The 14,023-nt window shown below is 69.4% G+C and carries 13 protein-coding genes; 3 read left to right on the top strand and 10 right to left on the bottom strand.

Translation table 11 applies throughout. The annotated features are described in order from the left end of the window. Positions 1 to 18: 18 nt before the first annotated feature. The 3 genes from AVR91_RS12880 to AVR91_RS43775 all read right to left on the bottom strand — a co-directional run bounded on the left by AVR91_RS12880 (position 19) and on the right by AVR91_RS43775 (position 4,153). Positions 19 to 2,835, bottom strand: a complete 2,817-nt coding sequence (locus tag AVR91_RS12880; protein WP_063275017.1) for a vitamin B12-dependent ribonucleotide reductase — start codon at positions 2,833 to 2,835, stop codon at positions 19 to 21. A gap of 34 nt (positions 2,836 to 2,869) precedes the next feature. Then, on the bottom strand, positions 2,870 to 3,358 hold the full coding sequence (nrdR, locus tag AVR91_RS12875; protein ID WP_034311932.1) for a transcriptional regulator NrdR: 489 nt from the start codon (positions 3,356 to 3,358) through the stop codon (positions 2,870 to 2,872). A gap of 300 nt (positions 3,359 to 3,658) precedes the next feature. After that, complete coding sequence (locus AVR91_RS43775; protein WP_063275016.1) at positions 3,659 to 4,153, bottom strand: LysM peptidoglycan-binding domain-containing protein; 495 nt, start codon at positions 4,151 to 4,153, stop codon at positions 3,659 to 3,661. Between the two features lie 318 nt (positions 4,154 to 4,471). Here AVR91_RS43775 and lexA point away from each other — a divergent pair, with 318 nt between their 5' ends. Next, a complete protein-coding gene (gene lexA, locus AVR91_RS12865) occupies positions 4,472 to 5,188 on the top strand; it encodes a transcriptional repressor LexA (protein ID WP_037343289.1) in 717 nt (238 codons plus the stop codon). Positions 5,189 to 5,270: 82 nt separating this feature from the next. On the opposite strand, the gene AVR91_RS12860 is transcribed toward lexA, so the two are convergent. The 4 genes from AVR91_RS12860 to AVR91_RS12845 form a co-directional block, all read right to left on the bottom strand. Then, a complete protein-coding gene (locus tag AVR91_RS12860) occupies positions 5,271 to 6,284 on the bottom strand; it encodes an SdiA-regulated/phytase-like domain-containing protein (RefSeq protein ID WP_063275015.1) in 1,014 nt (337 codons plus the stop codon). A 111-nt stretch (positions 6,285 to 6,395) separates the two neighbouring features. Further along, on the bottom strand, positions 6,396 to 6,614 hold the full coding sequence (locus tag AVR91_RS12855) for a hypothetical protein (protein WP_063275014.1): 219 nt from the start codon (positions 6,612 to 6,614) through the stop codon (positions 6,396 to 6,398). 118 nt (positions 6,615 to 6,732) lie between these two features. Continuing rightward, entirely contained in the window at positions 6,733 to 8,166 is a 1,434-nt protein-coding gene (hflX, locus tag AVR91_RS12850; protein WP_016332733.1) for a GTPase HflX, read from the bottom strand. Between the two features lie 43 nt (positions 8,167 to 8,209). Next, entirely contained in the window at positions 8,210 to 8,707 is a 498-nt protein-coding gene (locus AVR91_RS12845; RefSeq protein ID WP_016332732.1) for an ArsR/SmtB family transcription factor, read from the bottom strand. 61 nt (positions 8,708 to 8,768) lie between these two features. Here AVR91_RS12845 and AVR91_RS12840 point away from each other — a divergent pair, with 61 nt between their 5' ends. Continuing rightward, positions 8,769 to 10,013, top strand: coding sequence for an MFS transporter (locus AVR91_RS12840; RefSeq protein WP_063275013.1), 1,245 nt, complete (start codon positions 8,769 to 8,771; stop codon positions 10,011 to 10,013). Here AVR91_RS12840 and dapF read toward each other — a convergent pair. Genes dapF through AVR91_RS12825 form a run of 3 tightly spaced genes read right to left on the bottom strand, consistent with a single transcriptional unit; the run spans position 10,010 to position 12,430 of the window. Then, a complete protein-coding gene (gene dapF / locus AVR91_RS12835) occupies positions 10,010 to 10,834 on the bottom strand; it encodes a diaminopimelate epimerase (RefSeq protein ID WP_076153667.1) in 825 nt (274 codons plus the stop codon). The genes AVR91_RS12840 and dapF overlap by 4 nt on opposite strands. Before the next feature lie 10 nt (positions 10,835 to 10,844). Beyond that, the gene (gene miaA, locus AVR91_RS12830) at positions 10,845 to 11,747 is read right to left on the bottom strand and encodes a tRNA (adenosine(37)-N6)-dimethylallyltransferase MiaA (protein ID WP_143253987.1); all 903 of its coding nucleotides are present in this window, start codon (positions 11,745 to 11,747) and stop codon (positions 10,845 to 10,847) included. After that, positions 11,744 to 12,430 (bottom strand): class III extradiol dioxygenase subunit B-like domain-containing protein, encoded by a 687-nt coding sequence (locus AVR91_RS12825; protein WP_083737538.1) that lies wholly within the window; start codon positions 12,428 to 12,430, stop codon positions 11,744 to 11,746. The genes miaA and AVR91_RS12825 overlap by 4 nt, the downstream gene beginning before the upstream one ends. A gap of 235 nt (positions 12,431 to 12,665) precedes the next feature. On the opposite strand from AVR91_RS12825, the gene AVR91_RS12820 reads away from it, so the two are divergent. Further along, positions 12,666 to 13,979 carry a DUF349 domain-containing protein gene (locus AVR91_RS12820; RefSeq protein WP_063275011.1) on the top strand — a complete coding sequence of 438 codons (1,314 nt, stop codon included), beginning with the start codon at positions 12,666 to 12,668 and terminating at the stop codon, positions 13,977 to 13,979. The last annotated feature ends 44 nt before the right edge of the window (positions 13,980 to 14,023 follow it).

Below are 14,023 nucleotides of genomic sequence, written 5' to 3'. Positions count from 1 at the left end.
CATGACATTCGCTCTGACCTAGCTGCAGCCGGAGGTCGCTCCGCATCCTTCACAGGCGTAGCACGAACCGGCGGGCCGCATCTTCGTGCCGCAGGTCATGCAGAGCGGCGCGTCGGAAGCGGTGCCGAGGTTCAGCTCCACGAGTTCCGCCGTCGAGTGCGCGACCTTGGCGGGCTCCGCGGACGAAGAGTCCACAGTGGACCGGAGGGCGTCGATGTCGACGTTCTCCGGTTCCGCGACGGGCGCACCGCCGTAGCTCGCCTCGACCTGTGCCGAACGTTCGTCGGCGGTGAAGATGCCCAGCTGCGAACGCTTCTCGTACGGCAGGTAGTCCAGCGCCAGCCTGCGGAACAGATAGTCCATGACGCTGGTGGCGATCCGGATGTCCGGGTCGTCGGTCATGCCGGCGGGCTCGAAGCGCAGGTTGGAGAACTTCGAAACGTAGAACTCCAGCGGGATCCCGTGCTGCAGGCCGACGGAGATCGACATCGAGAACGCGTCCATCACGCCCGAGAGGGTCGATCCCTGTTTGCCGAGCTTCACGAAGATCTCGCCGAGGCCGTCGTCCGGGTACGAACCGGCGTGCAGGTAGCCCTCGGCACCGCCGACGGTGAACGACACCGTCTGGCTCGGGCGCTTCTTCGGCAGGCGCTTGCGGACCGGCCGGTACTCGACGACCTTTTCGGCCTCGGGCTCGGCCTTCTCCTTCTTGCCGCTGGACAGCGGCTGGCCGACCTTGCAGTTGTCGCGATAGATCGCGAGCGCCTTGAGGCCGTACTTCCAGCCCTGGAAGTAGATCTCCTCGACCTCTTCGACGGTCGCCGACTCCGGCATGTTGACCGTCTTCGAGATCGCGCCCGACAGGAACGGCTGCACCGCGGCCATCATCCGGACGTGCCCCATCGGCGCGATGGACCGCTCCCCCACCGCGCAATCGAACACCTCGTAGTGCTCCTGGCGCAGGCCGGGGGCGTCGACGACGTGGCCGTGCTGGGCGATGTACTCGACGATCGCTTCGATCTGCTCGCCCTGGTAGCCGAGTGCGGCCAGCGCGCGCGGGATCGTCTGGTTCACGATCTGCATCGAGCCGCCGCCGACCAGCTTCTTGAACTTGACCAGCGAGAAGTCCGGCTCGATGCCGGTCGTGTCGCAGTCCATCATGAAACCGATGGTGCCGGTGGGCGCGAGCACGGAGGCCTGCGCGTTACGCCAGCCGCTCTTCTCGCCCAGCTCGATGCCGTGCTTCCATTCCTGGGTCGCGAGCGCGCGGACCGCGGCGTCGTTCGAGTGGTAGGTCCGCACCAGTTCGTTGGCGGCGGCGTGCTTGCGCATGACCCGCTGGTGCGCCTCGGCGTTGCGCGCGTAGCCCTCGTACGGCCCGACGACCGCGGCGAGTTCCGCGGAACGCCGGTACGAGACACCGGTCATCAGCGACGTGATCGCGGCGGCGAGCGCGCGGCCGCCGTCGGAGTCGTACGCGTGCCCGAGCGCCATCAGCAGCGCGCCGAGGTTCGCGTACCCGATGCCCAGCTGGCGGAACTTGCGGGTGGTGTCGCCGATCGCCTCGGTCGGGAAGTCGGCGAAGCAGATCGAGATGTCCATCGCGGTGATGACCAGCTCGACGGCCTTCGCGAACAGCGGCGCGTCGAAACCGCCGTCCTCGGTGGCGAACTTGAGCAGGTTCAGCGAGGCGAGGTTGCAGCTGGAGTTGTCCAGGTGCATGTACTCCGAACACGGGTTGGACGCGGTGATCCGGCCCGATTCGGGGCAGGTGTGCCAGTCGTTGATCGTGTCGTCGTACTGCAGCCCCGGGTCGGCGCATTCCCAGGCGGCCTGCGCGATGGTGCGGAACAGCTTCTTGGCGTCGACCCGGTCGATGACCTCGCCGGTGGTCCGGGACCGCAGGCCGAAGTCGCCCTCGGTCTCGACGGCCTGCATGAACTCGTCGGAGACGCGGACCGAGTTGTTCGCGTTCTGGTACTGGACGGAGGCGATGTCCGAGCCGGAAAGGTCCATGTCGAACCCGGCGTCGCGGAGGACCTTGATCTTCTCCTCTTCGCGAGCCTTGGTCTGCACGAACTCCTCGACGTCCGGGTGGTCGACGTCGAGCACGACCATCTTCGCCGCGCGACGGGTGGCACCGCCGGATTTGATGGTGCCCGCGGAGGCGTCGGCGCCGCGCATGAAGGAGACCGGGCCGGACGCGGTGCCGCCGGAGGACAGCAGCTCACGCGAGGACCGGATGCGGGAGAGGTTCAAGCCGGCACCGGAGCCGCCCTTGAAGATCAGGCCCTCTTCGCGGTACCAGTTGAGGATCGACTCCATGGTGTCGTCGACCGCGAGGATGAAGCAGGCGCTGACCTGCTGCTTCGACGTCGTGCCGACGTTGAACCACACCGGCGAGTTGAAGCTGAACACCTGGTGCAACAGCATCCAGGTCAGCTCGTGCTCGAAGACCTCGGCGTCGGCGGGGCTCGCGAAGTAGCCGTGTTCGCGGCCGGCGTTGACGTAGGAGTGGACGACGCGGTCGATCAGCTGCTTCAGGCTCTGCTCGCGCTGCGGCGTGCCCACGGCACCGCGGAAGTACTTGCTCGTGACGATGTTCGTCGCGTTGACCGACCAGAAGCCGGGGAACTCGACACCGCGTTGCTCGAAGTTGACCGTGCCGTCGCGCCAGTTCGTCATCACGACGTCCCGGTTCTCCCAGGTGACCTGGTCGTACGGGTGGACGCCCTCGGTGGTGAAGACGCGGCGCACGGTGAGCCCGCCCACCTGCTTCTTCTTCCCGTTCGTCCGCGCTGTGGCCGGGTTGCCTGTTCCCACGGTTTCGGTCATGGGTCTTTCCCTCACTCCCACGCGGGAGGCGGCATCAGCCGTCTTTCGCGTCTTGATCGCTCTCGTCCGGTGTGGCAGCCATGGCCTCGCGGAGGTCCGAGATCTCCTTCTCGAAGTCCTCGACCGAGGAGAAGGAGCGGTAGACACTGGCGAACCGGAGATAGGCGACGCCGTCGAGTTCGCGCAGGGGGCCCAGGATCGCCAGGCCGACCTCGTGACTCGGGATCTCCGCCAGCCCCGCCGACCGGATCGACTCCTCGACTCGCTGCGCGAGCTGCTGCAACGCGTCGTCGTCGACCGGCCTGCCCTGGCAGGCGCGGCGCACCCCCCGGACCACCTTGTCCCGGCTGAACTGCTCGGTGACCCCGGATCGTTTGACGACGGCGAGCACCATCGTCTCCGAAGTGGTGAAGCGCCGGCCGCAAGCGGCGCAGGAGCGCCTCCGCCGGATCGCCTGACCCTCATCCACCTCTCGGGAGTCGACGACCCGAGAGTCCGCATGCCGGCAGAACGGGCACCTCATCCGCCGATCACCTTCCCCTCCGCGCCGGCCGGGCCCGAGTGGACGTCCGCCCCCGTCGCCACGCAACGACGGAAAGATCGACATGTGGATCGATCTGTGGACATCCGGTGGGTGAACACCGGCCAGCTGTGGACAACTGGTACCGAGTCTACCCCAAGCTATGGACCAACTACAGCCATGTAACTACTACATATAGCGGTGGAGACTAGATCGCTGGTCGGACGCACGCAAGCGCTACGGGCGGGTCGATCAGACACGAAAGAGGAGCTCACCCACGACGGGTGAGAGCACCCTCCGGGATCACCTCCCACCTTCCGCGACCTCGGCCGCGACGGGGACCGTGAGCGGCAGCCCGGGCACGAGGACGGCGTTTTCCAGGGAGTTGAGCTCCTTGATCCTGGCGACGACCGCGCCGGTGTCACTGCCTGGCGCGAATCGCGCCGCGAGATCCGTCAGCGTTTCGCCCGCGGAAACCGACACCGTGGTGGTCCGTTCGGGCACCGCGGCGCCGGGAACACCGGCCAAGAACAGACCCAATCCGGTGATGACCCCGGCGACGAGCAAGGCCATCCCGGCGAGCGACGGCCACCTGAGCGGGAGCCGCCGCGGCGCCGGGCACGCCGGGGCGACGGTGGCGACGCCGGGGCGGCGGCCCGCCACGACCCGCGCCCTGGTCGGCGGACGCAGGGGCTCGGCACGCCTGCCCCGTACCACCCGCACGGGCCTGGTCGCCCTTGCCGGAACGGGCCCGGGGGAACTGGGCCGCACCAGTCCTCGATCGGCCAGAATCGACATCGGAACCTCCTCGCAGTCCTGCTGCACTCGCCGCCGGGCCGGGACCCGGCATCAAGATCGAACACGCGTTCTATCGAACGCCCGTGCGAATGTGTACCACCTCCCACCGACAAAAATCGAGCGACACGGCGTGTCCATCGAACAGATGTTTGAAATCGTCGTCCCGGCGGGCTAACGTCGTTGACCAGGGCGTCTGCTGCGCGGACGCCGCCGGTGCCGTGGGCGGGGAAGATCGTCCGCCACCGGCGAAGACACGCGAAGTCGGTCCGGGCGACCGGACGTGCTGGGAGGCGACGCAGGAGATGAAGGAGCGAGACGGTGGCTAAGGAGAGCAAGGCGGGGAACGCGCCTAGGGGCTCGGGCAAGGTGCGCGCCTTGCCCGAGGTCTACGAGGTGGACGAGACCCTGACCGTGCGGCAGCAGCAGGTGCTCGACGTGATCAAACTGTGGGTGAGCCGGTTCGGCTACCCGCCGAGTGTGCGTGAGATCGGCGAGGCGGTCGGGCTGACCTCCACTTCGTCGGTGTCGCACCAGTTGCAGGCCCTGCAGCGCAAGGGTTATCTGCGACGCGACCCGAACCGCCCGCGTGCGGTGGGGGTGCTCGCCACGACGGACGACAACCCGATGGGCATCGACGTCGAGCAGCCGCAGTCGGCCGCGAAGGCCGCGTACGTACCGCTCGTCGGCCGGATCGCGGCCGGTGGCCCGGTGCTGGCGGAGCAGGCGATCGAAGACGTCTTCCCGTTGCCGAGGGAGATCGTCGGCGAGGGTGAGCTGTTCCTGCTCAGCGTCACCGGTGACTCGATGGTCGACGCCGCCATCACCGACGGCGACTGGGTCGTCGTACGCCAGCAGCCCACGGCGGACCCGGGCGAGATCGTGGCGGCGATGATCGACGGCGAAGCGACGGTCAAGACGTTCAAGCGCAAGGACGGCCACATCTGGCTGATGCCGCACAACGAGGCGTACGAGCCCATCCCGGGTGACGACGCCACGATCCTCGGCAAGGTCGTCGCCGTTCTTCGCAGGCTGTAGCCCCAAGCCGGAGCACGCCGGGATCCCGGGTCAGCCGACCCGGGTCAGGCTCGGCAGCTTCGGCAGCCCTTCCGCTTCTCGGTCAAGCACGCCGCTTGCGCAGCCTGCCGACCAGCAGAAGGCCGCCGATCACGACGACCGCGGCGATACCGACCTGCACGTACGGGAAGTCGGACCCCTGGCCCGTGCCACCGGCCGCGGAGGTCCCGCCCGACGTGCTGCCCTCGGATTTCGCCGCCTCCACCGCGAGCGCCGCCGCGCCCTTCACCGCCCGGATCTGCTCGCCGACGCCCTCCCCGCCGGACAGCAGCGTCCCGTCCGGGTCGAAGGCGATCGCCTCTCCCTGCTTCTCGTTCGGCAGAGGCACGCGCACGGGCTCGCGCTGCAACGCGCTCTTGAGGTCTCCGTCGGTGACGGCGTAGAGGTAGGCGTCGGTGTAGGTGCGCAACGCGACCACCGAGCCGTCGGCCGTCGACGCCGCGCCGGTGACGGTCATCGAGCCGATCGATCCGGCGGGGCCGCCGGGTGTCGAGGTCTCTTTGATCTGCAATGACCCCACGCTCTCCAGCGGGGTCGGCCCGGGACTGGCGAGCGGCCCCGTCGGCCGGTACACCTTCGAGTTGCCGAAGAAGTCTTTGGTGATCAGGTACGGCGTGCCGGAGCGGTCCATGATCAGCGCCTCGACGTCGTGCTGCCCGTCGGGGTAGGTGAGCCGGTGCAGTGTCGCTTTGCCTTGCGGCGTCAGCGAGATCAGCGCGACCGTGTCCCGCCGCTTGCGGTTGTCGCCGGTGTCGGAAAGCCAGAAGGTGCCGTCCGCCGTCCGGGCGAGGTCTTCGGGGTCGTACGGGTCCGTGGCCGCCGAGATGACCTTCTGGACCTTGCAGTCGCGGCCGAGCACGAAGACCTGCGTCTTGGTCCCGCCGTCGTTGAGGGCGTACAGGTGCTCGCCGTCGGAAACCAGGCCGGAGAGCTCGCTGAGCCGGGATTCGCCGTTCTTGCACACCGGCTGCGGCGCCGGGACCTCCTGCGCCAGGGCGGGAGCCGTCCCGCCGATGAACGCCGCCAGCACGACCGCCGCCGCGACAATCCCCCGCACATCCACCTCCGTACCGTGGAACCCCTGAAGCCCCACACTACGGAGACGTGCGGGACGGCGCGCAGTTCGGTGCGGACGCCGAGATGGGGCGGAATGTCGCGAAGACCACTTTCAGCGGTGAGCGTCGAACTCCTCCAGCCATGCCCGGAAGTCGGCCGGGCCATGCAGGTAACTCGACGGCGAGGCCATCAGGTCGGCACCGAACAGCCAGCCGAGTCCCTGCAGGACCAGCTCGTCCTCGATCCGGATGCCGCCCTCGACCATCCAGCGACGCGCCCAGTCGTCGGCTTGCGCAGGCGTGATCGCGCCGTCGACGAGAGCCTGCAGCATTTCGCGAACCTCAGTGCGGGTCGGCACGGTCACCGATCCACCACCACCGTCAGAAAGGTACGTGAAGGCCCCCTTCACTGCGTCCAGCGCAGTGAAGGGGGGGCCTTCACGTACTTGCCTACAGAGCCGAACCGTTCGTCTGGAAGTCGCTCAGCGCCGCGGCCAGCTCGGGCCTGCCGCGGACGACCAGCCGGGTACCGGTCTCGACGTGCTCTTCCTCCAGCACCTCGCCGTCGGCGTGGGCGCGGGAGACGAGTTCGCCCCGCGAGTACGGGATCAGCACCTCGACCACGACCTCCGGCCTCGGCAGCCGCTCCGCGATCACCTCCGCCAGCTCCGTGATGCCGGTACCGGTCCGCGCCGACACCTGCACCGAACCGGCCATCTGGTGCCGCAACCGGGCCAGCGACACCTCGTCGGCGGCGTCGGCCTTGTTGATCACCAGCAGCTCCGGCGGGAGCGGCTCGGAACGGCGCTTCGTGATCTCGGCGAGCACTTCACGCACCGCGTTGACCTGCTCTTCCGGCGTCGGGTCGGAACCGTCGACGACGTGCACGAGCAGGTCGGCGCTCGCCGCCTCCTCCAGCGTCGACCGGAACGCGTCCACCAGCTGGTGCGGCAGGTGCCGGACGAAACCGACGGTGTCGGTCAGCGTGTAGGTGCGGCCGTCGGGCGTCTGCGCCCGCCGGGTCGTCGGATCCAGCGTGGCGAACAGCGCGTCCTCCACGAGCACCCCCGCGCCGGTCAGCGCGTTGAGCAGGCTCGACTTGCCGGCGTTGGTGTAGCCGACGATCGCGACGCTCGGCACCTCGTTGGCCACCCGGCGACCGCGTTTGGTCTCGCGGATGGTGTCCATCGCGGCGATCTCGCGGCGCAGCTTGGCCACGCGCTTGTTGATCCGGCGGCGGTCGGTTTCGAGCTTCGTCTCACCGGGACCGCGCAGACCCACACCACCGTTGGCGCCGCCCGCCCGGCCACCGGCCTGCCGGGACAGCGCCGCACCCCACCCGCGAAGCCGCGGGATCAGATACTGCAGCTGGGCCAGCTCGACCTGCGCCTTGCCCTCCTTGGAGCGGGCGTGCTGCGCGAAGATGTCGAGGATCAGGGCGGTGCGGTCGATGACCTTCACCTTGACCTTCTCCTCCAGTTGGCGCAGCTGGCCCGGCGAGAGTTCACCGTCGCAGATCACCGTGTCGGCACCGGTGGCCGCCACGATCCCGCGCAGTTCCTTGACCTTGCCCGAGCCGATGTAGGTGGCGGGATCCGGGCGGATCCGCCGCTGCACCAGACCTTCCAGCACCTCGGAGCCCGCCGTTTCGGCGAGCCGCGCGAGTTCGGCGAGCGAGGCCTCGGACTGGAGGGCGCTGCCCTCGGTCCACACACCGACCAGAACGACGCGCTCCAGGCGCAACTGCCGGTATTCGACCTCGGTGACATCCGCGAGTTCGGTGGACAGGCCCGCTACCCGGCGGAGCGAGGCGCGGTCCTCGAGCTCCAGTTCGCCGGTCGAAGGGTCCATGTCGTTCAGATCGTTGTGTGTCAGTTCCGTCATCGTGCCTCCATGGTCCCACGTTTCGGCGGCGGGACCGAATTCATTACCTGCTGGGATACTTCGACAGGTAGATGGCCGTGCGTTTCGCTTCCGGGTCGACCGGCCGTGCCATGAAGTCGTCGACGAGCTCCATCAGCCGCGTTTCGAACTCGGTGATCTGCTCGTCAGGCACCTGGACGACCAGGCGCGTCTGCTGCACCTCGTCGAATCCCACGTCGGCGATCTCGGCCAGATAAGCCTCGAAGATCGCCTGATCGATCCCCCTGTCGCGGGAATCAAGATGCCATGACAACCCGGTCGAGCGATACGGAATTTCTTTCGCACCGCGCGTGCCGCGTCGCGGCGGGAGCGCTTCGAGAAACCCTGTGTCGACGAGCTTGCGCACGTGGTGCAGCGTCGTCGCCGGGTCGCGATCGAGCCGTTCGGCGAGTTCCTTGTTGGTCAGCGCCTCGGAATAGGTCAACCGGATGATGCGCAGCCTTATTCCGGAGGCCATCGCGGCGATCTCGGCCTCGGTGGCGGCACGTCGTGGAGTGGGCACCGGGACAGCCTAGAGCGATAAGTGATTGACAGTTTCCAATCACTCGCGCCAAGGTGGCGTCGTGCGCAGAGACTCCCTCTTCTTCCACGCGGACTTCCGGCGGCTCTGGGCGGGTGACACGGCCAGCCAGGTGGGCGCCTTCGCCGGTCACACCGTGATTCCCCTGCTCGCGGCCACCGTGCTGGCCGCGACGCCGTTCCAGATGGGGCTGCTGACCGCCGCCGAGACCATCGCGTTCCTGATCATCGGGCTGCCCGCCGGGGTGTGGGTCGACCGGATGCGACGCCGGGTCTTGATGCTGCGGGCCGACTTCGTGCGCGCCGCGCTGCTCTTCAGCATTCCGCTGGCGTGGTGGGCGGGGATCCTGTCGCTGACGCAGCTGATCATCGTCGCCACGCTCGTCGGCGTCGCGACGGTGTTCTTCGACGTCGCCTACCAGTCGTATCTGCCGTCGCTGGTCGGCCGCGAGCACCTCCTCGAAGGCAACGCGAAACTCCAGGCGAGCCAGTCGGTCGCGTTCCTGACCGGGCCGGGCATCGGCGGCGGGCTCGTGCAGCTGGCGGGCGCGGCCAACGCCGTGCTGATGACCGGCGTGGGCTTCCTGACCTCGGCGCTGTGCCTGCTGCGGATCCGCACCGTCGAGGAGGTTCCTGAGCGAAACGAGGATGCGAAGCTGCTTCCCCAGATCGCCGAGGGACTGCGATTCGTCTTCAAAGACCCCGCGCTGCGTTCGATCGTCGCCTGCACCGGGACGTGCAACCTGTTCAACGGCGCCTTCACCGCGGTGCAGATCCTGTTCCTGAACCGGACGCTCGGGCTGCCGCCGGCCGCCGTCGGCATCGTTCTCGCGATCGGTGGCGTCGGCGGGATCGTCGGCGCCGTCGTCGCGGGCAGGATCACGGCGCGGCTCGGGCAGGCACGGTCGATCTGGCTGGTACCGCTGCTGACCTGGCCGCTGCAACTGCTGATCCCGCTGGCGGAGCCCGGCTGGATGGTCGCGCTGATTCCCGGGGCGCTGCTCTTCACGGGCTTCGGGATCATCATCTACAACGTCGCGCAGGTGTCCTACCGGCAGGCCGTCTGCCCGGACCGGCTGCTCGGGCGGATGAACGCGAGCGTGCGGTTCATCGTCTGGGGCATGCTGCCGCTGGGCGGGCTGCTCGGCGGCGCGCTCGGGGAGGCGATCGGGATCCGCGCCACCGTGTGGTTCGCGATCATCGGCGAGTCGGCCGCGGTGCTGTGGGTGGTCTTCTCACCGATCCGGAAGCTTCGCGACCTTCCGAAGGAGCCGATCGCGGTCGGCTAACCGAGCCCGGCCCACCAGGTTTCGTCGAGTTCCCCGCGGGCGACGATCTCCGCCGGGCCGGTCAGCGTGGACCCGCCGCGGCGGACCTCGACCACCACGCGGCCGCCGGGGATGTCGACGGTCGCCTCACCGGTGTCGGTGCCCGCGAGGTGCAGGGCGGCGGCGACCGCGGCGACCGTGCCGGTGCCGCAGGACCGCGTCTCGCCGACACCGCGTTCGTGCACGCGCATCTTCAGCGCGTCCTCGCCCAGGAGGTTGATGAACTCGAGGTTCACGCCGTCGGGGAACACGTCGGAGTCGAAGTCGGGCTGGTCGCGCAGGTCGAGCACGTCGACGTCGTCGTCGACGACCGACACCAGGTGCGGGTTGCCGACGTTCACGGCGACCCCGGAGAACGGCTTGCCCGCGACCACGGTGACCGACGTGCCGGTGATCGTGGCCGGGCCCATCTGCACGGTCACCGATCCGTCGGCGTGCATCCGCACCGGACGGTCACCGGCGCGGGTGCCGATGACGAAGTCGCGTTCGGGCACGAGCCCGGAATCGACGAGGTGGCGGACGAAGACCCGGACGCCGTTGCCGCACATCTCCGCGATGGACCCGTCGGCGTTGCGGTAGTCCATGAACCATTCGCCGCCGGACTCGGCACCCAGTGCGGCCGACCGCACGATCCGGAGCACACCGTCGGCACCGAGACCACGCTGGCGGTCGCACAACGCGGCCACCCGCGCTTCGGTCAGATCGAGGCGGCCGTCGGGGTCGGGAAGCAGCACGAAATCGTTCTGTGTGCCGTGTCCCTTGAGGAATTCGATGCCGCCCATGGCCCCAAGATTACTGGGCCACCGCTTCGAGGACGCGCTCGGCCAGCCGCTCCGAACCGCCGTCGAACCACTGGATGCGCTTGTCCCGCCGGAACCAGGAACGTTGCCTCCGCACGAACCTCCGGGTGGCCTGTGCGGTGGCCGCCGAGGCGGCCGAGAAGTCGCCGTCGCCGTCGAGCGCGGCGATCACTTGTTGGTAGCCCAGCGCCCTCGAAGCGGTGAGCCCGTCACGGAGTCCCTGGCCCAGCAACGTCCGGACCTCGTCGACGAGCCCGGCTTCGAACATGAGCTCCACGCGGCGGTCGACGCGGGCGTCGAGTTCCGCCGGTTCGCGGTCGATGCCGATCAAAACCGTGTCGTAGCGCGCGGGACCCGGTTTCGGCAGGTTCGCCGAGAACGGTTCGCCGGTGATCTCGATGACCTCCAGCGCGCGCACGATCCGGCGGCTGTTGGTCGGCAGGATGGCCGTGGCGGCGACGGGGTCCAGCTCCGTGAGCCGGGCGTGCATCGCGGCGACGCCGATTTCGTCGGTCTCGGCGGTCAGCCGGGCGCGCACGTCCGGATCGGTGCCCGGGAACTTGAGGTCGTCGAGCACGGCTTGGACGTAGAGGCCCGAGCCGCCGGTGAGGATCGGGACGCGGCCGGCGTCGAGTAGTTCTTCGACGCGCTGACGTGCGTCGCGCTGGTACGCGGCGACGGACGCCGTCTCGGTGACGTCGAGGACGTCGAGCAGGTGATGCGGCACGCCGCGCCGCTCCTCGACGGTCGCCTTGGCCGTCCCGATGTCCATCCCGCGGTAGAGCTGCAGAGCGTCGGCGTTGACCACCTCGCCCCCGAGGGTGAGGGCGAGTTCGACCGCCAGCGCGGTCTTCCCGGTCGCCGTGGGTCCGACGACCGCGACCGGCCGGATCACGCGCGTTCCCAGACCGCGACGTGGTAGCCGACGCCGAACGGCGCGGCCGAGTAGAGGACCTCGGCGGTCCAATCCCCGTCGGCAAGACCGGCGAGGACCTGCCAGGGCGCGCGGCCGCCGGCCCCGAGTTCGGCGGCCAAGGCGGGGTCGAGCGCGGCCAGCGCCCCCGTGTCGGCCTTGGCCAGCGCGTCGCGGATCCCGGCGTCGAACCCTTCCGCGCGCGCGTCCTCGCCACCGGGGGAACGGGGACCGTGCCTGCTCGAACCGTCGCCGAGAACGAGCACGGCGGCGTGGTCCCCCACCGCGCGGGCGAACTGTTCGCACTGGTCGGCGGGAGTGGCGGGATCGACGAGGTGGACGCGGACGGACGACGCGCCGCCCTGCTCACGAAGCCAGCCGGCGACGAGCGCGGGCAACGGCAGCTCGGTTTCGGGCGCCATCACCCGGCTGAGTGAGACTCCGAGGTCGACGCCGAAACCGCGGAAAGAGCCGCTCGCGTGTTCCGGCACTTCGGGCGCACCGGCGGCCGCGCCGATGACGACCCAGTCCGGTGAGGCGCTGGTCAGGCGCCTAGCCGCGGCGAGGCAGGCTTCGCGCAGCTCGGCGCACTCGTCGGCCGCTCCGGCGGCCAGTTCGGGGATGAGCAGCGGGGGTTGCGGGAGCACGGCGACACGGCGGATCACGGCCGCCGACGTTACCTTCCCCGCCATCCACGACCCGCAACCGACCGACACGGAGGGTCCTCCGGAAGTAGGATCACTGCCCTCTGGTGGTTCATCCGGTTCCACGGTGGACGCTGAGCTGCTTGAATGCCGCAAGGGGCTGATGCCCCGGAAGCAAGACGGCAACGCATTACCCGGCCCCGCCGCTAGGCGGGGCGCCCGCGCCAGCGGGCGTACAGGCGATAAGGAGCCTGCGATGGCCCAGGAGAACACGTCCACCGGTACCCCGGCACCGCACCCGGTACCGCACGCGCTCGGTGGCGGGCATCCCGCACCCCCCGTGCCGCCCGCCGAGCCCAGCCCGTCCGCTTGGGGCAGGGTCGACGAAGAAGGAACGGTCTACGTCACCACACCCGACGGCGAGCGCGCGGTCGGTGTCTGGCAGGCCGGGAGCCCGGACGAGGGTCTGCTCCACTACGCGCGCCGCTTCGACGACCTGCGCACCGAGGTCGAGCTGCTCGAAACCCGGCTGGAGTCCGGCGCGGGCGACCCGAAGCACGCGCTGGCGACGGCCACGCAGCTGCGTGACGGCCTCGCCGAAGCCGCCGTCGTCGGCGACATCGCCGCGCTGAGCGGTCGCATCGAGCAGGTCATCGCCCACGCCGAGAAGGCGCTGGCCTCGGCCAAGCAGGAGCGCGAGGAGGCCCGCGCGGCCGCCGTCGTCCGCAAGCAGGCCCTCGCCGACGAGGCCGAGAAGCTCGCCGCCGAGTCGACGCAGTGGAAGGCCGCCGGCGACCGGCTGCGCGCGATCCTGGACGAGTGGAAGACCGTCAAGGGCGTCGACCGCAAGACCGACGACGAGCTGTGGAAGCGGTTCTCCAAGGCCCGTGAGGCGTTCAACCGCCGCCGCGGCTCGCATTTCGCCGAGCTCGACAAGCAGCGCGCGGGCGCCAAGCACCGCAAGGAAGAGCTGATCGCCGAGGCGGAATCGCTCTCGGAGTCGTCGGACTGGGGCGAGACGGCGGGCCGCTACAAGGACCTGATGACCGAGTGGAAGGCCGCCGGACGCGCTCCCAAGGACAGCGACGAGGCGCTCTGGCAGCGGTTCCGCGCCGCGCAGGACAAGTTCTTCGCCCGGCGGTCCGCGGTGTTCTCCGAGCGGGACGCCGAGTTCGCGACCAACGCGCAGCAGAAGGAAGAACTCCTCGTCGAGGCCGAGAAGATCGATCCCGCGGCGAACCTGGAGGCGGCGAAGCAGCACATGCGCCGCATCCAGGACCAGTGGGACGAGATCGGCAAGGTCCCGCGCGAGCGCATCCGCGAGCTGGACGGGCGCCTGAAGGCCGTGCAGGACGCGATCAAGTCGGCCGAGGACAGCAAGTGGCGGCGGACCGACCCGGAGGCTCAGGCCAGGGCGGCGCAGTTCCGCGAGCGGGTCGAGCAGTTCGAGTCGCAGGCGGCCAAGGCCCGTGCGGCGGGTGACGAGCGGCGCGCGAAGAAGGCGGACGAGCAGGCCGCGCAGTGGCGTGAGTGGCTCGAGGCGGCGGAAGCGGCCATCGCGGACCGGTAGGTCTTCGGCGTTCTGTAGTGCCATGAACGGTCCGTTCCTTGCAA

It is taken from the genome of Amycolatopsis keratiniphila subsp. keratiniphila, from assembly GCF_001620365.2.
GTDB classification, from domain to species: domain Bacteria; phylum Actinomycetota; class Actinomycetes; order Mycobacteriales; family Pseudonocardiaceae; genus Amycolatopsis; species Amycolatopsis keratiniphila.
This window is presented reverse-complemented; position numbering and strand designations above follow the sequence as displayed.